The sequence below is a fragment of the Gorillibacterium timonense genome (assembly GCF_001457415.1).
In the GTDB taxonomy this organism is placed as follows: domain Bacteria; phylum Bacillota; class Bacilli; order Paenibacillales; family NBRC-103111; genus Gorillibacterium; species Gorillibacterium timonense.
In genome coordinates this window covers 172,856-195,320 of record NZ_LN881721.1, presented here as the reverse complement: position 1 = coordinate 195,320, position 22,465 = coordinate 172,856, and the positions used below count along the sequence as shown (strand labels likewise).

Sequence of the window (22,465 nt, the reverse complement as noted above, 5' to 3'; positions counted from 1 at the left end):
GCACGATGTCCGGCGTCATGGCAGCTTAGCGGCTCCACTCCATGCCAGACCCACTCACAATCCCGAGTCCCAATTGGTCGAGATCATCTCGATGAACGCGGAATAATCGGGAACCGAAGCCAGATCGTACTGCTTCACCGCGACGATCACCTTCTCCTTCAGAGCCTGCCTGAGATCGTTCCGTTCGTTCGGATGAGCTTGCAGGCACACCCGGTTGATGGCCGGTTGAAACAAGTCGATAATTTGTTCCATCGCCTCCCGATCACCGGATTTTGCTCGTTCCACCCGCAGGAATAAATCATCCGGAATCATGGTCTCTTCTGTACCTCATAACCTGAATCGCGTTTTTCCGCGATCTGAAGGCCTCTGCGCATTTTGTTCAAGGCGGTTATGCGGGTTTTGGTTACCGCTTGCTGGGAGACATTTAACCGGCTGGCAATTTCGGTGTCCCGTTCGCGCGCCGAATACGACAGCGTGACGACAAGCTTCTGCCGATCCGTCAATTTGGAGAAGGCCTCGCATAGATCGGGATTGTCCAGCTCCGCCTGAAAGGCCTCCGGGCTGCCGCTGGCCGAACACCCCGGGGACTCGGGAAGCTTGGTCAGCAAATAGTCGCCCATGGACATCTCGCTGTCTTCCCCAAGGGGAGAATCGAAGATGAGTCGGTTTCGGCTTTCGTACTTCTTCCGCCTCCGATGGTAATCGATGTCCGAATAACGAATCATAGAGCCTAAATACTTGGTAAATCGAACGCCGAAAAAGAACCTTTGGAAGGCCCTGTCCAATTCCTTTCTGTTCTCTGGAGTCGGATGTCCCATCGCTCTTCCCAGCAAGACGGCATTCTCGTCATTATCGAAGAAGGCTGAGATCAAGCTATTATCAAAAAGGGCCGGATGAGCAGAACGATATTCCAGAAAACTAGCGATCTCGTGTTGATGAGGAGAGGACTTACGGGAGATTTCGGTTGCCAATGGAGATCACTCCTATCCATTCATAGTCATTTCCACTAAGTAAAGTGAACTTGTACGACGATTATACAACGAAAACAGGAACATGTGTTCCTGTTTTTTCGAATTTTTTCCCAACGTTGTATTTTCCTTGAACAACGACACTTTATCCGATACAGACTCCACAAAGGCAGGGATGGATCATGGGGGAGAACAACGAGTATATGAAGAGGATGCTGGACTTGCGTTGCCAGCTCAGTGATTTCTCGGACCGCATATCGGATTGCGCTCCGGAAGATGCGGAGTTCTATTGCTGCATAGCTCAGCAATACGCCGCCTATCTTCATAAAATCCAATGCGATTACCTAAAATCGCCTGCATGAGCGCGATCCGAGGGAAACGGTTATCTTCAGTCGGGGGAAATCGATCACCTGGCTTTATCGGATTGGCTCAGCTTACCGCCCATGCCGGGCGCACATCGAAAAAGGGGCTCCCGTTGGGATGCCCCTTTCCTCTAATGGCCGCGATGCTTTTCCTTTGCTTTCCGAACCTTGACTTCCCGCTTGAATTCCTTTGCGGCTTCACGCCGCTGCTTTGAATCTGTCTGCTTATCTTGCTTGCGTTTCTCATACTCCAATCGCATAGCCTCTTGCGCATAGGTGGAAACGCCCTTGCTCCTTACTTCTTTCGAAACGAGCCTGGCTACTCGTTTGGGGTTCCTCTTCCTGCTCTCCGGAAGCTGAACATCCACCCCTTGAGACAGGTGGTCTACCAGCCTAGACAGGTCATTTCGGATAAAATCCAAAACCTCTTCATCCTTCGGCTCCGACCCAAATATGAATCTTACGGCCTTCAGCCTTGCCTGGTCTTGCTCTTCCAAAATTCCTACCCAGTATTGCCCGTCGTGATAAATCGTCAGCTTCATATAAATCCCCCTCTGCTCAATCAGAACGACGGACATCCCGAGGGGGGGAAGGCTACTGACAAGGAGCCGTCGATAAGCACCTTGCGCTTGGACTACCAACCAAGCCGTGTTTTCTCGTTCTGGTACTTAGTATAGCGTTCCGGCCGAATGGATACTACCCCTCCAAGCGGCACTCATGACGAGAACATCCATGTTTCGATCTTCCTCTCATCACAAAAAAGAAGCGCTCCAAAAAGCGCCTCTCCGACCGATCCTCATCAGCCAATGCCCTATAATTCTATCTCGCAGCCGTCAAACCGTTGTCCATTCTCGATAAAGGAGACCGCGTAGTCTATGCCAGCAGACTGATATGGGGTCAGATGGCTCTCATCCCCGTCCCAGTCGCTAAGCCACCAGAAGTAGGAGCAGCTCTTCCGATAATCCATAAACATAGGAATTTGCCGGATCCAGTAGGAATCCAATCGATTCTGCTTGTCGTACCCGGCTAAGAACTCATCCAAGAAACGTTTGGCAAATTCATTCCTAGAGCTTCGATCCTCCGCCGGCGACCCCCACCATACGGCATGAGCGGCTGCTATTGCGATATCGAGTGCAAACCAGCCGTAGATGCTGTCATCGAAATCGAAGACCGTGATATCCCCCTTCTCGATGTGGAAATTGAAGGGGTGCAAGTCATTGTGGATCATTCCATACGATTGACGATCCTTCGGCAGCGATGCGATCTGCCTCTCCAGCTTTTGTTGTTTCTTCAGCAGAATGTGGTAGCGACCCTGCTGCAGATGAGGATTGGAGATGTTCCAGATCCCCCATTCGTTTCGTTTAACCGCAACCCTCGCAGCATCGTAGGATTGGGTGAGGAAATGCATTCTCCCCATCGTCTCTCCCCATTTGCGGAATAACGCGGGACCCCAGAGCTCGGGATCGTTCTTGTCAAAGCACCGTCCGGGTGCGGCATGGAATGCTGTCGTGATGAAATACTTCTCCTGCTCTTCATACACCGCGATTAGCTGGTGATCGTTCGTTAAGATTGGCAGCGAAGCATGTACGCCATTTTGCGCCAAGTAATAGATCCAATCCATCTCCGCCCTGACCTTCTCTGCATCCGCAAGCGGCTTTTCCGATAAGCGCAGGATGTAGGGCTAATCGTCTTTGGTGAACCGGTGCACTTCATTGCACGACTTGCTGATGAACACTAAGGTTTCCGGATCAAATCCAAAGGATTTCGCTGCTTTCGCCAATAGGTTTTGGTTTGCCATATGGAACCTCGCTTCTTTCGCATTCCCGGCCGGGTATAATTCCAGATTACCTCTGTTTTCCAAAAAAATATAGACTTATCTTATTCCTTGAAGTTCCTGCTCCACCTCTTCTTTGTTCAGTTGTTCCATCACCTGCTATACCATTCCGCCTGGGAAAGAAACATCGAGGCATAGACACCGTCTTTCTTCATTAATTCCTCATGCGTACCATCCTCTATGATCCTGCCTGTTTCCATAACAATAATTCGATCAGCAAGTTTGACTGAGCCGAGCCTATGTGTGACGATTATCGCTATTTTCCCTTCCGACATCTGAATGAAACGATCATACAAATGAGCTTCTTCTATCGGATCAATGGCAGAAGTCGGTTCATCGAGTATAATCATGTCGTTACTTCGATAAAATCCCCTGGCAATCGCTAAACGTTGCCATTGCCCGCCCGATAAGTCTATTCCTCCAAATTCTCTTGACATCATCGTTTCCAATGAATCCAATTGCTCGATTTTGCTATAGTCAAAACCGGACGTTTCCATCTTGCTGATGATTTCTTCTTCCTTAGCTTCTTTCTCAATATCACTTAGTATCACATTTTCCTTCAGCGTCAGTTTATACCGGCCAAAGTTTTGAAATACAGCCGAAGTTCGGGAGAATGTACTTTTCGGGGAAATATCTCCTATATCAATATCGTTCAATAGCACACTTCCCTCATTCGGTTGCAGCAACCCGCTAAGAAGCTTAACTAAGGTTGATTTGCCTGCCCCATTAACTCCAACTATGGCTAACTTCGTACCTTTTTCGATTTCAAGAGAAACCCGGTCCAAGGAACACTTATTCGCGTACGGGTAGGAAAACGAAATGTTGTTTAAAGTTACTTTTTCAACCGAAGAGAATGTGTGGTCTCTTCCGCTTCTTTCCGGAAGATCCAGAAAGTCGTACAGCTTGCCGGCAAGACTTGAGTTTTGGTAGATGGAGCCGAATAATTCAACCATATCCTTCATCGAACTCATTAGCTTATTCAAAGAGTAGTATATGGCAGTGAAAATACCGATTGAGATCGTACCGTCCATAAGGTATTTGACTAACAAGAGAAAGGAGCCTACATAACCTAAATAGGTGAAACAACTAAGAAAGAGATCGATATAAGCGATTTTACGTTCCGTATTCCATTGTTGCGAATTGTAGCTTTGTAATGCTTCGTTATATCGCCGGATAAAATAAGGGGTGCCTCTGTACGTTTTCGTTTCCTTGAAATATTCTTTATCAACTAGGCATTTTTGAAAATAATCAAATTCTCTTTTCTTATCCGCAAGTTTCTCTTGAATCTGATATATCTTTGAACCCCTTATCATTTGCGAGACGAACTTGGGTATAAAAATCAAGAAGCATAATAGCACCAGCGTTGGTTTAATCGAAAAGAAATAGATCGTTACACTAATGAAGAATGAAACGTGGAAAATCACTCCGTTCAATAAGGAAATCGTTGATTTTATCGCATAATTGACGCCGCCAATAGCCATATTTATTTTTTGATATAATTCAAGCGATTCATAGTCTACAAGGTCTAGTTTCCCCGCCTTGGCGTTCATGTCCTTCAGTATTTTACTCATAAATTGCATGAAATAATTCTCGCTAAAATATCCATGAATTCCTTTAAGTATATTACTTACGACCAGTACCGCTCCTGTAAGGATTACCAGGTTAAATGTAGACTGAGTCCAATGGCCTCCTGTAACCGCGTTGGAAATCACATCAAACATTTTTTGGAGTATATAAATAGATACAAAATTAACACATGAGAGCATCAGCGAGAGAAGGATATAGATAAAAAAATACGCCTTCAGTTTCTTGTATCCATATGAAATCGTTCTTTCGATGACTTTATGGAACGGTAACGAATTATGCCTCATCATACCACTCCTTTTGTATAGTAAACATCTCTTTATAGATTCCATTTTCATTCATTAGCTGCTCGTGAGATCCGGAAGCAACAATTTGTCCATTATCGAGCACCATAATAACGTCCGCCAATTTGGTCGAACCTAATCGATGTGAAATGAATAATGTCGTTTCGTTCTTAGATATTTGCGAGTACTGTTTGTATAGTCTGCTTTCTTCAATCGGATCAAGAGCCGATGTAGGTTCATCAAGAATTTTAAATGTATTCTCTTTCATCAACGACCTTGCTAATGCGATTCTTTGCCACTGCCCACCTGAGATGTCCACTCCACAAGAAAGCACCTTTCCTAGAGGGGTATCGAATTGATTCGGAAGTTGATTTATGACATCCTTTACGCCAGCAAATTCGGCTACTTCCTCGATTCTGTTCCTATCATTCATCTGTTCGATATGCCCAATGCCGATATTGTCCTTGGCAGGTATCGAATACTTCGCGAAGTCTTGATACACAACTGAAAATAACGAATAAAGTTGGTTTCGTCCGAATTCATTAATATTCTTCCCATTAATCAAAATCGAACCTTGGTCAACGTCATATAGCCCAAGCAAAAGCTTCGTAATTGTACTTTTCCCTGATCCGTTTTTTCCCACAAAAGAATAGTGCCCGCCTTTTTTCAACGTAAAAGAAAGTCCTTTTACTATCATTTGTTCTGTTCCTGGATACTTGAAATAAACATCTTTAAATTCGATTGTTTCGATCTCGAGATTGTATTCATCCGCATCTGGTTCTGCTTGATTCTGCTCTTCAAGTTGAACAAAAGCAGATAAGTCTCGAAAATATCCACTATTCTCTGATAATGATCTTACCGTTTCAGGGATGTTTGTTACGAGGTTATCCTGCATTTGGTACACAGCCGTTACAATTGAAATGAAAAAACCGATTGAGATCATATTGCTTTTTAGCAAAGGTAGAAAGGCCAGCGTTACGATGACCCCGGTAACAATTATTGCAAACGCCGCCGCTTTATCACGCCACAGCCATTTGCGCTTTACATCCTTGGTGAATTTGATCGCTGTCTGAATATATCGATCGAATTTCTCGTTGAAATATCCAGAGTAACCAAATAAATTACGTTCAGCCGCTAAATCTCTTCCTCTTAATACGTCAAATTCAATATAATTCGACTTCCTGGCAATTTCGCTATTCCATCTCAGCGATTTATATGTATCGATTCCGGTTAAATATGAAACAACAATTAAAGGAAAAGACACTAGAATCATAAGCGGGAACAGCCACCATTGATGTGAAATGAGAAGTAACGCTATGCTGCAAAGCTGAATACCTAAGGTCACAAAGCTTGTTAAGCTAATAAATACGGCATGTACTGCATTCATTCCCGGGTTTTCCACAACCCGATTTACTAGATCGCATGTATTTGAATCTTCTATGTATTGATACTTCATCCGGACCGATTTTCTGATGATCTTCGTATGAAAATGACTTCTTAAACCCATGAGCAGCCTAACATTCAATAATTGCGAAAAAACGCCAATAACGTAACTTACCAGAAATAGGAACAGCAATCCAAGCAAAGGCATATAGATCAAACTTCTACTTGAATGATTGTTGATATACGCCAAAACAGAATCGATAAACCGGCCATTTACCTTCACTAACAAATACGGTATGAAACCGCCGATAATCGAAAAAAGAAGTGATAATAAGACAATGATGGGATTCGATTGCAGACAAATCATAATGGATGAGAAAAGATTGTATCGTTTATTTTTCAACAAAATAAAATCACCCTTCATGTTGAATTAATTGTTCACAATGGCGAATCTTCAGGTGGACTGTAAATATTTGCATTCCTTACTTTACATTCCATATCACTTCTCTCACTTTATTTTTGGAGTCGCTCAATAACTTTTCCTAGCCCATATCAAGAGTATAAAAAAAGAAGTATGACAGGTGTATGTCATACTTCTTTTTTTAGTTATCTTCTTTAAAAATATCTACTAGACACGCTCTAATGATTTAATCCCCTTCCATTGCAACGATTTCTCGAACATTGGTGAACCGATTAAAATCCCATGGGCATCCTGTAACAAGACACCTTTGCGAACCCCTGACCTCATCGCTGCCAGCGATGCGCTCTCCCAGCTGAGCTAGTTCCCCATCCCTAAAACTTGCGCTGGTATTCAATTCTTTGGGGCAGTGTTACCGACAACGGTGGACTGCCAAATGAGCTGTATCACCAGCTCAAGCTGGAGCTGTCTTCCGTACAAGCCGAAGTCGAACGAAAGGTCTTGGACGATTACCGGGATCATCTCTTTGGATGAGAGGGTATCGCGGCTGCCGGGAATGAACGCAAAAACGGAGCGGTCCTAAAAACAGGTTTTCACCTGCTTGGGGGACAGCCCCTGACACATCCTACATTACACACGATTAAGGTTGACTGCGGGCTAGCTCAAAATCTCCCGGAGATAACCGGTCAGCTCCTTGGCTGCTCGCTCATGGGCCAAGGCACCGGGATGGGTTCTCGAACCGACGGTTTCCTCGGTGGTGTTGGGGAGCTGGAACACGGACACCTTCCGGTCCCCCGTCTTGGACTTATAAGCGTCTACCGCACGGTAAATAGCCGGCATCATCGGCAGCCCCAGCATGCCGTAAACCCAGACGATCTGGGCTTTGGGGTTGAAGGTCCGAAGCTTGCCGAGGAACTTCACCACTGCCTCCTCAAAGGCGCGCAGGTCCTCATCATGGAAGGTCCCGTCCTCATTCAAGCGCTGCTTGTGCGTCTCTCCGGTAGCTTCATCTTTCCATTCCGGTGAATGGAAGGCGCCGCCATCGTTCGTTCCGAGGTTGACCACAACCACATCCGGCTGCCAAGAAGCGAAGTCGTTGTCATTCCAAGCACCCAAGGCTTTGTTTCTCTCGCCGGTCAGGAGTCCGCACACTTTCTCATAGTAGTCCGGAAGATTGGAATGCGGGTTATTGTCCCAACTGGTCAGAACCCCCCAGCCGCTTTGCGAGAGAATCCGTACCTCAGCGTCCAAGGCCTCCCCGGTCAGTGCCGCATAATTGTGAATCGCGCTGAACCACATGGGGACCCAATCGACCTCGGCTTTTGCTCCGATGGCCCCTTCTCCAGAAGTTATGCTGTCTCCGATAAATTCAATCTTATAAGGCTTATCCTCTACGGGCAAAAGGTCCCCGTCGCTCTTCACCGCATGAATCTGCAGCCGGCAGCCGGGGTCTCCGCTCATGGCCTGCACATCCTTGGTGACCCGAACGTTCTTCACGGCTTCAGCGTTCGTTCCCCGGAACAAACAGATCCAATGCCTTCCCGCTGTCACCATCTGCCGGCTCACCGGAGCCGAGTTGATCACGATGCTGATCCAGGGCTCATACGTATCATAATCGGCTTCGACCTCAATCCATAGCTCCGACCCTCTGGCGTTTAATTCAATTCCGCTGCCTGTCCAAAACAAAGTCAGGGGAGATCGATTCTCCGTCGTTCTTCCGTGAACCTTAACATTCTCAATTTCGGATAAGGCATATACCTTTGTGTTTGCATTCGTCGTCATGAATGGGCTCCCTCGCTCGCATGAAATAATCTCCCCCTACTATACACCAATAAAACACATCCCGGTAAGAGAGAGGATTTTATGATACCAGCGAAGCGGAAATCAAAAAAAAGGGTTGATGGAATCAAAGGATGTGGGTATAATTGGTACATAATTTTAGTTGTATATACAACGTTTAAAGTTATTGTAGAGCAGTCATCAACTTAGGAGGAATTATGCCCCAGAACCGGCAAGGCGGCTTTTTGATCTCAAAAATCCATCAGCTGGCGGGACGCGTCTTTACGAGGAAGCTGAAGAGCTACGACCTTTACGAGCTGAATTCGGCACAGGGAAGAATCATCTTTGTTTTGTGGCAAAACGACGGCATTTCCATTCAGGAATTGGCGAAGAAAACCGCTTTGGAAAAGTCCACCCTTTCCCGCATGCTGGAGAGGCTTGAACAATCCGGGCATCTACAGAGAATTCCCTCCCCCGACGATCGTCGCAAAATCATCATCAAGCTCACCGCCAAGAATGAACAGCTCAAAGCCGCTTATGAGGATGTATCGAACGACATGCTGGACTTGTTTTATCACGGCTTCGCGGAGCACGAGATCGATATGTTCGAAGATTATCTTACCCGCATTTATGACAATCTGTCCCGGCTCGAGCTCCCTGCCAAGAAAGGAGAATGATTTATGCCGGATGATAGCCGCCACTATTTCCACGGCTTTTCCCCTGCTGCCATCGAGTATTTAAAGGATCTGACTGTTAACAACAACAAGCCATGGTTTGAGGAGCACAAGGAGGACTACAAGAAGCTGCTGCAGGAGCCCCTGCAGGGACTGGTTATGGAGTTGAGCGAGTTCATGCTATCGATCGATCCCTATTTCGATGTCACTCCGGGGAAGGCCATCTCGAGAATCCATCGTGACACCCGCTTTTCCAAGAACAAATCCCCGTATCGAGATACCATGTGGCTAACCTTCAAGAGATCGGCGAAGGAATGGAGCACGAACCCAGCCTTTTTCTTCGAGCTGTCCCCTCATTCCTATCGGTATGGCATGGGCTACTTTTCCGCAGACCCCGAGACCATGGAAGGATTCCGGGAACGCATGGATACCTCTGTGGAGGAGTTTAAGAAAGCTATCGCTTTTTATCCCCAGCAGCAGATCTTTACTCTAGAAGGGGACAAGTACAAACGAGTGCTGGATAAAACCAAGCCGGGGGAGTTAGCCGATTGGTACCAGAGAAAGAATCTGTACCTGGTATGCCTGAGGGAGATCGACGGCCGTTTGTTCAGCAGAGAGTTGGCCGCCGAGTTGATCGCAAACTTCCAAATCATCTCTGGCTTCTATCAGTACCTGCTCCACATCAAAGACAGGAGGCGGCAAGCCAAATGAATCAAGAAACGGCGAAACAACTAGCACGGGAACTCATGAATGACAGTAAATTCGCGATGGTAGGGTCGAACGGAGAGGAAGGGTTCCCTCACATCAAGTCCATGATCAAAATCGAAACGGAAGGTCTCCGCAAAGTATGGTTCAGCACCAACACATCGAGCAAACGGGTGGCGCAATTCCGTGCGAATCCCAAAGCGAGCGTCTATTTTACCGACCAGGTGAAATGGACCGGCTTGATGCTTGTCGGACACATGGAGGTGCTCGACGATCCGGAGATCAAGGAGAGATTCTGGTCGGATGGCTGTGAAATCTACTACCCGCTCGGCGTGACAGACCCGGATTACAGCATTTTGTGCTTCACCGCCGATTGGGGAAATTATTATGCGTCCCTAGTCAACACCACCTTTGAGGTGTAGACAAGGTAAACCAAGAAGAAGATGGACCGCGGTCTGGTGGCTGCGGTCCTTTTGCTTTCGATAACAACTATGAAAAAAGTCATATCAAAACAAGAAAACTCATCCGTATAATTCATTTTATAGAAATATTTACTAGTGGGTGAATGTCCCTTGGCCCTTCTTTCCGTATTGGTTCTAACGGAAGATCTTGCTCTAGCTGAGCTGCTTGTCTCCATCCTCTCCTCCATGCCTGGCATGCTGGAGCTTTTTCAAGCTGCCACTATTCCCGAAGCAATTAAACAAACTCCTATCAGTTCTCCAAACTACCTCTTTCTCGATACAAATGTACCCGGCTTGGATGCTCCTTCGATCATGAAGCTATTCCTTCTATGCCCCTCCTGCCGGATTATCGCCATGCTCCCCTCCGCCGAGCCGGTTTCAAAGCTGATCGACCTCTTCCAGTCGGGTGTGCGCGGATTTCTTAATCGAAATGACATCACGCCGGATGTCATCCAGTCGACTTGCTTCAGCCTTCCGTGGAATCTGATCCCCTTATCAACGGACGTTCTTACCTCTTCCTCTTCCTCCCTTGGAGCTTCGCTTGAGGCCAAATTGACCACCACTGAAAAAGCGATCCTTCAAGCGATTTGCTCCGGATTGACAAACGAGCAGATCGCCCGCAGCCTTTTTATCGGTAGAAGAACCGTGGAAAAACATCTAACGTCTATTTATGGAAAGCTTCGAGTCCAAAGCCGAACAGAAGCCGTTGTGAAATGGATCCACCAGCAAGGAATGGCGATTGGATAACCGCTTCTCGTAATCATGCGGACTTCCGCCCTATCCCTCTTCTCTTGTATTCCTCATAATAGAAAATATGATTAATATTTCTAGTTGAGGAGGTACTAAGATGAGATTTAAACCTTGGCTCTGTCTAGCAGCCGCATTCCTTCTTCCCGCTATCTCTCAGCAATCCTTTGTCTTTGCCAATTCGGAGTTATCTGGCCTTCAAACACAAGCCGTCACCACCCTGGTAGATCCGGCTGCATTGCAGGGCTTCCTTGCAACCCATACCGGTTTGAGCCAAACGCAAAAAAATGCTCTCAATGCCATTAACAATTACTCAACCAATTCCGTCCTTAAAACGAAGTACATCGATCAATCTTCCTCCGATCCCCTTGTCATTCTGTTTGAAGGAGCGGGTTCATATGCCTACCCTCCTCTAACGGATACCCTGAAAAAGTATGAACCCTATCATGTGCAAGGCCGATTTCAAGCGATGGCCGTCGTGGTCAAAAGTCATATGATTTACAATGTCTTTCTCGATGCAAGCACCATGCCGGACCAACCCGAGAGCGATTCCGTAGCCACAACCAAGAATACCAACTCCGATGGATCACTCCCCCCTTTTAATAGCGGGCTCCATAGCGGGTCTTACGCGGCCTTGCTGCTAAATAACAATGGGAGCGTGCCCGCGACGTACGGGTCCAAAAAGGTAAGCAAGACCGCAACCGCCATTCAACTCCATAAAGGGTATAACCAAGACAATCCGTCTTCACCGACGTCACTGGGATGCTTGATCGTTCATAAAGATACCTATGGCTCCTTTGCCTCAACGGTAGGCTACATCAACGATGCCAGTTCAGTCGGCACGAGCTATAACAACGTCAATGGATACATGATTATCGACCGATCTTACCGGCCTTGGTAGTGACAATCGGGTGAGCGATTCTTCTTACTATGAATAGAGAGGATGAAAAAGCATTGAAGAAATCGAGGGTATTATTCATTCTTGCCCTATGTTTACTGCTGGTGGCAACAGGCTGCGGTCAGGCGAAGCGATCTGGCGCCGTCTCCGGGGATTCGGATAAAATCTCTGTTCCTTCCCCTGTTCACACTTCCCCTTCTGACTGGTTGTGGTTTACGTCCGGCGATGAGCATTATCTGCTCAATCTCACTGATGCCCTTGCGGGAAAGGAAACCGCGTTTGACTATAAGGAGTTCACCCGCTCCTTATTTCGAGAGTCCTGGGCGAACAGCCTGTATCCGGAGGAATTCTCATCCGACGGAAATTGGGTCCACTATGGCATTCAAGGACCCGACACCTCCATTAAACCGTTCTATTATCATTTCGCCTCTTCCAGCAAGCGAGCGGAGGATGAAATCGGCAGCGTTTCGAAGGAAATGGCCTCCCCGCTCCGCTATACCGGCGACCAAACCTACGCCTATGAACAGAACGGCAGCTTAATTCCGTTGAAACTGAGCCCGGATGACCAGGTCAAAGGCGATCTAAACCGAATGGCGTATTCCCCTGACCGTCAAAGAATCGCTTACCAAGGCGAGGACGCCGATCACGGCAAATATTTGCTGATCTACGATCTGGAGCAAGGGAAAATCACCGATCAGATCAAGGTCGGCCGGGATCTTTCGGAGAGAGACTTTTCGTTCTATATCTCCCAGTGGCATTCGAACGGCTCCATCCTGCTGACGATCAATCATGAAGCCTATCGATACGACACGTTGACCAAGCAGCTGCTCTCCCTCGGGACCTATCTGTTCTATCCGCTCCTAACACCGGATGGATCCCATTTGATTTATTCCAAACCGATCAACTCTGTCTCTGAGGACGAAGTGCTGACCCAGCTTCCCGATTACGGGGAAACGGGGTTGTTTATGAAGGACCTCCAGGGGGATGCGCCCCCGCGGAAAATCTTGGACCAAGACGCCTTGCAGATTGCCGATCAGGATATTCAGCCTCGGCAAATTTTCCAATCGTCTATGATCGTCGATCCAGGCTCCAAGGATTCCGCTGCAATACCAAAGATCGTTACCATGAAGGATTTGCCCAAAGATCCGGTTGACCTGATCCCTGCCTTCTTAGATGCGTTCGCTCAGGGAGTGGAGAGCGGCAATCCGTCGCTATTCTCCAGCTACCTCATCTCCGGTTCGGACTTGACCCCTGTTCTGGATCAGATTGTGAAGGACGCGCATTCTCATGCGGTTACCTATAAGGTAGTCAAGGAGGAGCTGACCGTCGGCGCAGCATCCGATCAGGCGGGAGAACAGCATGTCCCCTTTCGCGCTGTGCTCTACCGCGATGGCAAGAGTACGATAGAGAGAGTCGAGCTGAACAGCACCGCCATCCTGAAAAAGAACCCCGAAGGGGTTCTGCAAATCGCCGACATCGAAGATTTCTTGAAGAAGTAAACGAGCTTCGTTTGAGCAGGAAAAAGGCTCCCCCATCGACAGCAGGCATTCTCTTTCGCCTGTCTGCCTTTGGGGGAGCCTTACTTTTTGGAGATCATTCACCGTTGCTGTTCTTCTGTTCGTTCGAAAAGGGTGGCGTTCCTTACTTCAAATCCTGCCATACCCATTCTTCGACTTCCGGAAGGTCGAAGCCTTCTTCGCGGATGAAGACATGGTGCTTCGCGATGATGGCATCCATTTCCTCTACGATGGCGGTGTGCTTGGCTGCATCGGGCAGGCTGAGGACGGCTTCCTTCGCCAGGTCGAAACGGTCCATCTGGTTCAGGACGCGCATATCGAACGGCGTCGTGATGTCGCCGTTTTCCCGGTAGCCGTGTACATGCAGGTTGTGATTGTGGCGATCGAAGAACAGATCCTTGATCAAGCCTTCATACCCGTGGAAGGCGAAGATGACCGGCTTGTTCTTGGTGAAGTAGCGATCGAACTCTTCGTCGGACAGGCCGCGGGGATCCAGCTTTTGGCTTCTCAGCTTGAGCAGATCCACTACGTTGATGTACCGAATCTTCAGATTCGGCAGCTTCTCATGCAGGATGGAGATCGCAGCCAAGCTTTCCATCGTCGGTTCGGTACCCGCCGAAGCGATGACGACGTCAGGCTCTCCGCCCTTATCCGTGCTTGCCCAATCGATGATCTTGAGACCCTTGTCGACCAGCTCCTGGGCTTCTTCCGCCGAGAACCACTGCGGGCGCGGATGCTTGGAGGATACGATCAGGTTGATCTTCTGACGATCGTTCAGGATCGTGTCGAAGACCGCCAGCAAGGTGTTCGCATCGGACGGCAGGTATTCCCGGATGAATTCCGGCTTTTTGTCAGCCAGATGGCCGAGCAAGCCCGGATCTTGGTGCGTATAGCCGTTATGGTCCTGCTGGAACACAGTAGAGGTCGCTACCACGTTGAGGGAAGGAATATCCGCACGCCAGCCTTGGTCGGTCGCCTTGCGCAGCCACTTGAAGTGCTGAGTCAGCATCGAGTCCACCACTCGCAGGAATGCTTCGTAGCTGGCGAAGATCCCGTGACGGCCGGACAATACATACCCTTCCAGGAAGCCTTCCGCTTGATGCTCAGACAGCTGGGAGTCGATGACGCGGCCGTACGGAGCGAGGAATTCGTCGTTCGGCTCCTTGATCTCATCCAGCCACTGCCGCTTGGTCACTTCGAATACCGGGCTCAACCGGTTGGACATCGTTTCATCCGGCCCAAAAATACGGAAGTTGCGGTTGTCTTCGTTTAGCTCGACAACGTCTTTCAAGTATTTTCCAAGGACCAGCATGTCTTGGGCAATGATTTTGCCGGGAGTGGAGTTGTCGAGTGCATACTTGCGGAAATCCGGCAGCTTCAATTCCTTGGTGAGCAGACCGGCGTCGGAAACCGGGCTCTTGCCCATCCGCTTGCTGCCTTTGGGCAGGATTTCGGCGAGCTCGGCGATCAAGCGGCCATTCTCGTCAAACAGCTCCTCGGGGCGATAGCTGTTCAGCCATTCCAACAGAGCCGGGGCATGCTGCATATGCTTCTGGTCCACAGGAATCGGAACCTGGTGAGCGCGGAAGGAGTTTTCGTTCGGAACCTTATCCCATTCCTTCGGCCCCGTCCAACCCTTCGGAGAGCGGAAGACCAGCATCGGCCAAGCCGGGCGGATGGTATCGTTGTTTTCGCGCGCATTCTTTTGGATCGATTGGATCTTCTCGACGATGGCATCCAGCGCCTTCGCCATGGCTTCATGCATGTAGGCCGGATCTTCGCCTTCGACGAAGTAAGGCTCCCAGCCGAGTCCCGTAAAGTAGGCGGTGATCTCTTCCTTCGATTGGCGGGAGAGAATCGTCGGGTTGCTGATCTTGAAGCCATTCAAGTGCAGGATCGGCAGCACCGCGCCATCCGTGATGGGGTTGATGAACCGGTTGGAGAACCACGAAGCGGCAAGCGGTCCGGTTTCAGCTTCGCCGTCGCCTACGACGACAGCCGAGATCAGATCCGGGTTGTCGAGGATCGCACCGACACCATGGGACATGGAGTAGCCCAATTCGCCGCCTTCATGGATGGACCCCGGCGTTTCCGGAGCAGCGTGGGAAGCAACCCCGCCCGGGAACGAGAACTGCTTGAACAGCTTCTTCATTCCGTCGATATCCCGCGTGATACCCGGATAGATTTCCGTATAGCTTCCGTCGAGATACGAGTTCGAGACCATAACCTGGCCGCCGTGTCCCGGTCCTTCGATGTAAAACATGTTCAGGTCATACTTGGTGATGACCCGGTTCAGATGGGCATAGATGAAGTTCTGTCCGGGAATGGTTCCCCAGTGTCCGATCGGCTTCACCTTCACATCCGAATCCTTCAAGGGTTCCCTCAGCAGAGGGTTATCCTTCAAGTAAAGCTGCCCCACCGAAATGTAGTTCGTCGCACGCCAGTAGGCGTCGAGCTTTTCCAAATACGTTTTCGACGAGTAATCGACTTGCACCGCTGATGTTGGCATTCGTTCCACTCCTATTGGTTGCTATCTATTATTTCTACTAGTTCATCATACCGATTAAAACAAAAAATACAATCTTATTTTAAAGTGATACGTATCAATTTTGTGAAATTAGGAACATTTCATGTCTTTCGCCTCTTTTTTATCGTCAGATGAGGGTAGTATGCACGTCCGCGAACAAAAAAAATAAGGCCAATCGGAGTTGGCCTTAAAGCGCGTTTTCAAGCCGATATCGGACGGGCCCAGCTTGAAGCTTTCCTCTGTACGAGCTCCTTAGGCTCGATTTCCAGGCGATCATTCTCGTTCCCTTCGTTCGTTACAACGGTTTGAGCTCACGCTCTACTTCGATTGAACCGATACGAAGGTGTTGAATTTCAAATAGTTGTAATGGAACCGCATGTGCGAGAACTCAAAGGGGGTTCCGTTATCCAAGAAGAAAATGCCTTCCATGATACCCACCGGCTCGTTCGCCTTCAAGTGCAAAAGCTCTTGATCCTCCGGATTGGACGGCTCCGCAAAGATCGAAAGAAACGATTTGGTCACGGCCAGGTTGCGCGAATCTTCCAGGTAATTAAAGATCGATCCCTCGATGATCGTGTGGTCCAAATCCTGAACGATCTTGATCGGGATGTACCCCGTTTCGATCATGAAGGGCTCCTCGTCGAACAGCCGCAAGCGAACGATTTTGTACACAAACTCATGGGGCTTCAAGAACAACTCCTGTTGCAGCTCTTCGGTAGGCGGAATGACCTCGAAGCTCAACACCTTGACCTTGGGCTTCTTCCCGTTCATTTGAAAGTTGTCCGTGACGCCCAGATTCGAGCCTTCGTAATTGAAGATCGATTCGTTTTTTATATACAGGGGGTTGATGTAGGTTCCGGAACCGCGTTTCTTGAAGATAATGCCCGCATTCTCCATCTTGGTGAGCGCCCGTTTCACAGAGCTGAGGCTGACCTCGTACGTCTTGGCAAGACTCCGTTCATCCGGCAGCCTCATATCCGAATATTCCCCGGCGAATATCTTCTTCTTCAGATCATCCATAATTTGCTTATAGATCAATTGTGCCATGGAGGGCTCCTTCTACTCGAATACTCGCTGACGGAACGTGTTACATCCGCAATTACCACTATACCATTTCTTACACCCCCGGAGTAGTGCTGCAGCCTGGCATGCGAGTATGAGGGTTCGGAATTGGGGCATACCGATCATGCCGCCGCTTAGCCTAGGAACCGCTCATGCTCGTCCGAAGGTCTCTGCGAATACCCGCTTGAAACTTGCTTCATTTTCCGGTACGATTACCGCAACGGTATCTATCGGCAGTGATGGACCAATAGTACTTGATCGGCTTGCTTCACAGCGATCCGGGGGCGGTGGAAGCCCGGAAGCAGCGTCAGGGAAAAGGCAGTCCGGAGCCGAAGCGTCGGCAAAAAAGAGGGCGACCGCCTCAGGTCGTCAACTAGGGTGGAACCGCGGGTGCATACAGCTCTCGTCCCTGGGCATCGAAGTTGGATGCCTATGGGATGAGGGCTTTTCTCATTGTTCCACGGGCAACAACGCCAAAAAACAGACCAAAAGGAGTCGTCAAACATGAGCACAAGCAAAACCATGGATCAAGTCGTCGCGCTGGCCAAGCACCGCGGATTTATCTTCCCGGGGTCCGAGATCTACGGCGGGCTCGCGAACACGTGGGACTACGGCCCTCTCGGCGTTGAGTTGAAGAACAACGTCAAGCGCGCCTGGTGGAAGAAATTCATCCAGGAATCTCCGTACAATGTCGGCCTCGACGCCGCAATCCTGATGAACCCCAAGACGTGGGTGGCATCGGGTCACGTAGGCAACTTCAACGATCCAATGATCGACTGTAAGCAATGCAAAGCTCGTCACCGTGCAGACAAAATCATCGAGAACGCCTTGGATGCCAAAGGGATCGAGCTCGTCGTCGACGGCTTGTCGTTTGACCAGATGAAGGCTTTGATCGACGAGCACCACATCGTCTGTCCGGACTGCGGGAGCCAGGACTTCACGGAGATCCGCCAGTTCAACCTCATGTTCAAGACGTTCCAGGGCGTAACCGAATCGAGCGGCAACGAAATCTTCCTGCGTCCCGAAACGGCGCAGGGCATCTTCGTCAACTTCAAGAACGTCCAGCGCACCATGCGGAAGAAGCTGCCGTTCGGCATCGGGCAGATCGGCAAGAGCTTCCGCAACGAGATCACTCCCGGCAACTTCACCTTCCGGACGCGCGAATTCGAGCAGATGGAGCTTGAATTCTTTTGCAAGCCAGGCGAGGATCTCAAATGGTTCGAATACTGGCGCAGCTTCTGCCGCGACTGGCTCTTGACGCTCGGGATGAATGAAGGTCATATCCGCCTGCGCGACCACTCGGAGGATGAGCTATCTCACTACAGCAACGGAACGACCGATATCGAATACCGCTTCCCGTTCGGCTGGGGCGAGCTGTGGGGAATCGCAGACCGGACCGATTATGACCTGAAGCAGCATATGGAGCATTCCGGAGAAGATTTCAACTTCATCGACCAGGATGCGAACGAACGCTACGTTCCGTATTGCATCGAGCCTTCCCTCGGAGCCGACCGCGTCACGCTGGCCTTCCTGATCGACGCCTACGAGGAGCAGCAGCTGGAAGGCGAAGACAGCCGCACGGTGCTCCGCCTTCACCCCGCCCTCGCTCCGTACAAAGCGGCCATCTTCCCGCTTTCGAAGAAGCTGGCGGAAGGCGCGGGCCGCGTATTTGCCGACCTCGCCGCTGATTTCATGGTCGATTACGACGATGCCGGCTCCATCGGCAAGCGGTACCGCCGCCACGACGAGATTGGGACGCCGTTCTGCATCACCTACGACTTCGAATCGGAGACCGACGGCCAAGTCACGGTACGCGACCGCGATACCATGTCGCAGGTCCGCATGCCGATCGCCGATCTGAAGAGCTTCCTGCAGGAGCGCATCAAGTTTTAATTTGATCCACCCCGAGTAAACCATAAGGGCACTATTGAAAACGGCAATAAGCAGTTCTCCTGCTTATTGCCGTTTAACGTTTATATAGAAAAACTCAGTGATCACTTTACCAATGTAATATTGTGGAATCAAGTAGTCAACACGGCCTTATTAGGATATCGGCTCCCTACCTTCGGTCCGGCTGCGGATCACCAGAACCAGGCCAAGCAGCAGGCTGATCGCAATGACCGTCATGCTTGTCCATTGACCGGCCGTCCAGCTGAGGGCATACCGCGGAGAATCGCCCCGAAGAAGTTCAAGGAGAAACCGGGCGACCGAATACAGGATGTTATAGGTCAAAAACAAGCAGCCCTTCGGCCATTTTCGCGATTTTAAAAGAATTAACAAAACAAATACAACGATATCCCACTGCCCTTCCCATACTTCGGCAGGCCAAAGAGGTTGCGAGCCGTATGTATCGTACGCCATCGTTCCCGGAGGATAGACGATGCCGAAGCCGGAGCCGGTCGGCGATCCGAAGGCGTCCCCGTTTAGAAAGCAGGCGATACGGCCGAGGCCTTGGCCCAAAGCAATAGCGGGAGCCAAGGTATCCGCCAACTCCCAAAACGAAAGCCGGTATCGCCGTACATAAACAGCTGCAGCAAGAAACCCGCCTGCCAAGCCTCCTTGAATGGACAGGCCACCGTTCCAAAACTTTGGGATCTCGGCTAAACGGCTGGAGTAATCCTCCCATTGAAAGAAGAAAACATGCCAGATCCGCGCGCCAAGAAGCGCCCCCACGATGAGATACAGCATCAGATTTGAGATATGCTTCTGATAAGGGGTGTCTTTGGCCAGAAAGGTCGCCATCCCCATCGCCAAGAGTACGGCCAACGCCACGACAAGCCCGTAAGATCGAACGGCATAGTCGCCAATCATGAATAAAGTCACTCTCATTTGTCTTTCCTCCTTGGTAGATAACCTGGTTACTCGGATTGTTACCAATCATACTACACAGTGTAGTATATTTATCCACAAAAAAACGGGATCAAGAGCTCCCGCCAAGCATCATCAACAGCAAGAAGCAGCAGGTAACCAGCAGCGGTCGATAAAGCCGCAGCGGAACCTTCACCACCTCATCGGGCTCGATAATCTGCATCATCCGATAATCAATCGCTGTCTCCATGAAATGAAGCACCGCTCTGCGCTGCCGGATCACCCCCAGTTGGATCATCTTCCACAACACGCTGCCCAAATGCAAGGATGTTCCCATCTGCTCGATGGCATAGCGATCGGCGAACAGCTCTCGCCATGTCTTCGCGTAAGCAAGAACCGGTTTTATGATCGGCAGGTAGCCGAATGCATCTGCGAGAAGCGTAGAGAGAAACAGCTTCAGATTATCCCGGCTCTGGCAATGATGCCGCTCGTGCAGCAGAATAGCCTCCACCTCTTCCTCGGTAAACCGTTCCAGCACGCCGGTGGACAAGACAATGCGAGGACGCCTCAGCCCGATCGTGAGCCCAACAAAGGCATCCTCTCGCACTACGATGATCTCCGTGTTCCAATTCCTGTATTTCTCTTGAAATTGCTTCGATAAGAGAGCATCCTCATGAGCACGGAACAAACGTAGTCCGCTTCTCATTCCATACCCCTGTCTGGCAGCCGACCACAAGATCCGAATCAAGGTATAACCCAGAAGAAGGTCGAATAAAAGGATGGGAATCCTCCATATGTGGGAATGGATCTCGCCCTGATGATGGATGACAACCTCCGCCATTCGGAATATAACAGCCGCGACAATGAACAGCATCAGCCCATAGCTGGCCTTCACTTTGGCGGCCGGTCTCATGGCTTATTCCCCCGCTTCATCTCGTTCAGTTTCTGCTCCAATTTGGCGATGATCTCCGCGTCGGCGTCTTCCAGCACATCGATCATATGCGTGACAACGAGGCTTCCATATTCCTGAATGAGCCCCTGCGACACGGCCTTCATCTGTTCATCCAGAAACTCTTCCTTGGCCTGCAACGGCCTGAATTTGGCTCCACGCGCTCTTCCGATTCCACCCGCCGTCTTCGTGAGATGCCCCTTCTCGCGCAGCCGGTTCATCACGGTCATGACCGCATTGATCGAGATCGGCGTGTCCTGAGTCAACACAGACTGAACCTCTCGGATGCTCAATTCCCCGGACGACCACAGCAGCTCCATGATCTTGGCTTCTAACGGTCCAAAGAAGCGGGTCAGTCCCTCGCCTTGTACATTGATTTTCTTGATTTGCATGTTATTCACCTCAATATACTACGTATTGTAGTATATCTGTACAACAAGATCAATTCCCTTGCCGTTCCTGTTGGCTTACAGGTGATCCACAAGAGTCTTCCAAGTGAGCTCCAATATTCCCGTCATGTTTGTGGGTTCGTTGGAGACGTAGGTAACGACCGCATTTTTGTCCGGGAGCATGACGACATATTGCCCGAACATCCCATCCATTCGATAAGAATTCGGATAAGCATTCCGCCATAACTGATACCCGTATCCCTGCTTGTGGTCGACCGTCGCAAAAAACTCCTGGAAATCGGACGTATCGATTTGCGATCTTGTCGCCTTAGCAATGTACTCCGCAGGGATGAGCTGCTGTTGTCCGTTCCAGCTGCCCTTGTTCAACAGCAGCTGGCCCACCTTGGACAGCTCGCGTGCGGTCAGATAGAGCCCATTGCATCCAAACGAGATGCCATGGACATCTGCCTCCCAGTACGGCTGGGTGATTCCTAGCGGCTGATACAGACGAGGCCGCAAATACTCATTCACGCTCACTCCGGTTGTCACGCTAATGAGCTTCGACAGCATATACGTCGCAGCATTGTTATAGACAAAATGAGTTCCGGGCTCGTAGACCACCGGTTCTTCAAAGAAAAGCTTGCTGATATGATCAAAAGGCCCATGATCCCGGATGACCTTCTCCATCGGGCACTTGGCATGTCCGGTCCCCATACACAGCAGATCATGCACGGTCATTTTCTTCAGGCGATCATTCGTCTCGGTTACTTCACCAGCGAAATGATCGACAATTTTATCATTCAGACTTAAAAAGCCTTCACTTTGTGCAATTCCGATGGCCATGGAGGTGAAGGTTTTGCTAACCGACCACATTAGCGTAGGCTTCGGTGCTTCAAAGTCATGCTCGGCAAGTACTTCTCCATCCTTTCGTACCACTACGCTGAGCACGTGAAGATTCTGCCTCCGCACGGAGTCGATTAAATCATCCAGTATCCCCTGTTCCACGATTAGCCCCTTTCCCCGACGCGGTCTCCTGACCGAGAAGATTCTTTTCGGATAGCCGTTGGCTTGTTTGACGAACATAGCGGCAAGCAGACTATAGTCGTCATGGACTCG

At 49.6% G+C, this 22,465-nt stretch carries 20 protein-coding genes; 7 read left to right on the top strand and 13 right to left on the bottom strand.

Going from position 1 to position 22,465, the window contains the following annotated elements; translation table 11 throughout:
* Positions 1-54: 54 nt before the first annotated feature.
* The 7 genes from BN2684_RS03040 to BN2684_RS03010 all read right to left on the bottom strand — a co-directional run bounded on the left by BN2684_RS03040 (position 55) and on the right by BN2684_RS03010 (position 8,615).
* On the bottom strand, positions 55-312 hold the full coding sequence (locus tag BN2684_RS03040; protein ID WP_058300706.1) for a helix-turn-helix domain-containing protein: 258 nt from the start codon (positions 310-312) through the stop codon (positions 55-57).
* Positions 309-971, bottom strand: coding sequence for a sigma-70 family RNA polymerase sigma factor (locus tag BN2684_RS03035; RefSeq protein WP_058300705.1), 663 nt, complete (start codon positions 969-971; stop codon positions 309-311). The genes BN2684_RS03040 and BN2684_RS03035 overlap by 4 nt, the downstream gene beginning before the upstream one ends.
* 490 nt (positions 972-1,461) lie before the next feature.
* Positions 1,462-1,872, bottom strand: a complete 411-nt coding sequence (locus BN2684_RS03030; RefSeq protein ID WP_058300704.1) for a YjdF family protein — start codon at positions 1,870-1,872, stop codon at positions 1,462-1,464.
* A 269-nt stretch (positions 1,873-2,141) separates the two neighbouring features.
* Positions 2,142-3,002 carry a phosphotransferase enzyme family protein gene (locus BN2684_RS03025; protein ID WP_262360867.1) on the bottom strand — a complete coding sequence of 287 codons (861 nt, stop codon included), beginning with the start codon at positions 3,000-3,002 and terminating at the stop codon, positions 2,142-2,144.
* Positions 3,003-3,256: 254 nt separating this feature from the next.
* Positions 3,257-5,035: an ABC transporter ATP-binding protein gene (locus BN2684_RS03020; protein WP_058300702.1), complete on the bottom strand. Its 1,779-nt coding sequence runs from the start codon at positions 5,033-5,035 to the stop codon at positions 3,257-3,259.
* The gene (locus BN2684_RS03015) at positions 5,025-6,782 is read right to left on the bottom strand and encodes an ABC transporter ATP-binding protein (RefSeq protein WP_234340160.1); all 1,758 of its coding nucleotides are present in this window, start codon (positions 6,780-6,782) and stop codon (positions 5,025-5,027) included. The genes BN2684_RS03020 and BN2684_RS03015 overlap by 11 nt, the downstream gene beginning before the upstream one ends.
* 708 nt (positions 6,783-7,490) lie before the next feature.
* Positions 7,491-8,615, bottom strand: coding sequence for an SGNH/GDSL hydrolase family protein (locus BN2684_RS03010; RefSeq protein WP_058300700.1), 1,125 nt, complete (start codon positions 8,613-8,615; stop codon positions 7,491-7,493).
* Between the two features lie 215 nt (positions 8,616-8,830).
* Here BN2684_RS03010 and BN2684_RS03005 point away from each other — a divergent pair, with 215 nt between their 5' ends.
* The 6 genes from BN2684_RS03005 to BN2684_RS02980 all read left to right on the top strand — a co-directional run bounded on the left by BN2684_RS03005 (position 8,831) and on the right by BN2684_RS02980 (position 13,596).
* On the top strand, positions 8,831-9,289 hold the full coding sequence (locus BN2684_RS03005; protein ID WP_058300699.1) for a MarR family winged helix-turn-helix transcriptional regulator: 459 nt from the start codon (positions 8,831-8,833) through the stop codon (positions 9,287-9,289).
* Between the two features lie 3 nt (positions 9,290-9,292).
* On the top strand, positions 9,293-9,997 hold the full coding sequence (locus tag BN2684_RS03000) for a DUF2461 domain-containing protein (RefSeq protein ID WP_058300698.1): 705 nt from the start codon (positions 9,293-9,295) through the stop codon (positions 9,995-9,997).
* Positions 9,994-10,413 (top strand): pyridoxamine 5'-phosphate oxidase family protein, encoded by a 420-nt coding sequence (locus BN2684_RS02995; protein ID WP_058300697.1) that lies wholly within the window; start codon positions 9,994-9,996, stop codon positions 10,411-10,413. The genes BN2684_RS03000 and BN2684_RS02995 overlap by 4 nt, the downstream gene beginning before the upstream one ends.
* A 150-nt stretch (positions 10,414-10,563) precedes the next feature.
* Positions 10,564-11,199: a response regulator transcription factor gene (locus BN2684_RS02990; protein WP_058300696.1), complete on the top strand. Its 636-nt coding sequence runs from the start codon at positions 10,564-10,566 to the stop codon at positions 11,197-11,199.
* 100 nt (positions 11,200-11,299) lie between these two features.
* Positions 11,300-12,100: a hypothetical protein gene (locus BN2684_RS02985; protein WP_058300695.1), complete on the top strand. Its 801-nt coding sequence runs from the start codon at positions 11,300-11,302 to the stop codon at positions 12,098-12,100.
* Positions 12,101-12,153: 53 nt separating this feature from the next.
* The gene (locus BN2684_RS02980; protein WP_058300694.1) at positions 12,154-13,596 is read left to right on the top strand and encodes a TolB-like translocation protein; all 1,443 of its coding nucleotides are present in this window, start codon (positions 12,154-12,156) and stop codon (positions 13,594-13,596) included.
* 142 nt (positions 13,597-13,738) lie between these two features.
* On the opposite strand, the gene BN2684_RS02975 is transcribed toward BN2684_RS02980, so the two are convergent.
* Both BN2684_RS02975 and BN2684_RS02970 read right to left on the bottom strand, forming a co-directional pair.
* A complete protein-coding gene (locus BN2684_RS02975) occupies positions 13,739-16,123 on the bottom strand; it encodes a phosphoketolase family protein (RefSeq protein ID WP_058300693.1) in 2,385 nt (794 codons plus the stop codon).
* Between the two features lie 336 nt (positions 16,124-16,459).
* Positions 16,460-17,188, bottom strand: coding sequence for a GntR family transcriptional regulator (locus BN2684_RS02970; protein WP_058300692.1), 729 nt, complete (start codon positions 17,186-17,188; stop codon positions 16,460-16,462).
* 519 nt (positions 17,189-17,707) lie between these two features.
* Here BN2684_RS02970 and BN2684_RS02965 point away from each other — a divergent pair.
* A complete protein-coding gene (locus BN2684_RS02965) occupies positions 17,708-19,096 on the top strand; it encodes a glycine--tRNA ligase (protein ID WP_058300691.1) in 1,389 nt (462 codons plus the stop codon).
* Positions 19,097-19,246: 150 nt separating this feature from the next.
* Here BN2684_RS02965 and lgt read toward each other — a convergent pair whose 3' ends face one another.
* From lgt to BN2684_RS02945, 4 genes are all read right to left on the bottom strand, one after another.
* Entirely contained in the window at positions 19,247-20,032 is a 786-nt protein-coding gene (gene lgt, locus BN2684_RS02960) for a prolipoprotein diacylglyceryl transferase (RefSeq protein ID WP_058300690.1), read from the bottom strand.
* A 91-nt stretch (positions 20,033-20,123) separates the two neighbouring features.
* A complete protein-coding gene (locus BN2684_RS02955) occupies positions 20,124-20,924 on the bottom strand; it encodes a M56 family metallopeptidase (RefSeq protein ID WP_058300689.1) in 801 nt (266 codons plus the stop codon).
* On the bottom strand, positions 20,921-21,352 hold the full coding sequence (locus tag BN2684_RS02950; protein ID WP_058300688.1) for a BlaI/MecI/CopY family transcriptional regulator: 432 nt from the start codon (positions 21,350-21,352) through the stop codon (positions 20,921-20,923). Before BN2684_RS02950 ends, BN2684_RS02955 begins: the two co-directional genes overlap by 4 nt.
* A 75-nt stretch (positions 21,353-21,427) precedes the next feature.
* Complete coding sequence (locus tag BN2684_RS02945; protein ID WP_058300687.1) at positions 21,428-22,354, bottom strand: serine hydrolase domain-containing protein; 927 nt, start codon at positions 22,352-22,354, stop codon at positions 21,428-21,430.
* Positions 22,355-22,465 lie beyond the last annotated feature (111 nt).

What these genes read in the sequence shown, in the direction of transcription:
- BN2684_RS03040 (WP_058300706.1), bottom strand. Translation starts at nt 312, where the DNA reads ATGATTCCGGATGATTTATTCCTGCGGGTGGAACGAGCAAAATCCGGT.
- BN2684_RS03030 (WP_058300704.1), bottom strand. Translation starts at nt 1,872, where the DNA reads ATGAAGCTGACGATTTATCACGACGGGCAATACTGGGTAGGAATTTTG.
- BN2684_RS03020 (WP_058300702.1), bottom strand. Translation starts at nt 5,035, where the DNA reads ATGAGGCATAATTCGTTACCGTTCCATAAAGTCATCGAAAGAACGATT.
- BN2684_RS03015 (WP_234340160.1), bottom strand. Translation starts at nt 6,782, where the DNA reads ATGATTTGTCTGCAATCGAATCCCATCATTGTCTTATTATCACTTCTT.
- BN2684_RS03010 (WP_058300700.1), bottom strand. Translation starts at nt 8,615, where the DNA reads ATGACGACGAATGCAAACACAAAGGTATATGCCTTATCCGAAATTGAG.
- BN2684_RS03005 (WP_058300699.1), top strand. Translation starts at nt 8,831, where the DNA reads ATGCCCCAGAACCGGCAAGGCGGCTTTTTGATCTCAAAAATCCATCAG.
- BN2684_RS03000 (WP_058300698.1), top strand. Translation starts at nt 9,293, where the DNA reads ATGCCGGATGATAGCCGCCACTATTTCCACGGCTTTTCCCCTGCTGCC.
- BN2684_RS02995 (WP_058300697.1), top strand. Translation starts at nt 9,994, where the DNA reads ATGAATCAAGAAACGGCGAAACAACTAGCACGGGAACTCATGAATGAC.
- BN2684_RS02985 (WP_058300695.1), top strand. Translation starts at nt 11,300, where the DNA reads ATGAGATTTAAACCTTGGCTCTGTCTAGCAGCCGCATTCCTTCTTCCC.
- BN2684_RS02975 (WP_058300693.1), bottom strand. Translation starts at nt 16,123, where the DNA reads ATGCCAACATCAGCGGTGCAAGTCGATTACTCGTCGAAAACGTATTTG.
- BN2684_RS02970 (WP_058300692.1), bottom strand. Translation starts at nt 17,188, where the DNA reads ATGGCACAATTGATCTATAAGCAAATTATGGATGATCTGAAGAAGAAG.
- BN2684_RS02965 (WP_058300691.1), top strand. Translation starts at nt 17,708, where the DNA reads ATGAGCACAAGCAAAACCATGGATCAAGTCGTCGCGCTGGCCAAGCAC.
- lgt (WP_058300690.1), bottom strand. Translation starts at nt 20,032, where the DNA reads ATGAGAGTGACTTTATTCATGATTGGCGACTATGCCGTTCGATCTTAC.
- BN2684_RS02955 (WP_058300689.1), bottom strand. Translation starts at nt 20,924, where the DNA reads ATGAGACCGGCCGCCAAAGTGAAGGCCAGCTATGGGCTGATGCTGTTC.
- BN2684_RS02950 (WP_058300688.1), bottom strand. Translation starts at nt 21,352, where the DNA reads ATGCAAATCAAGAAAATCAATGTACAAGGCGAGGGACTGACCCGCTTC.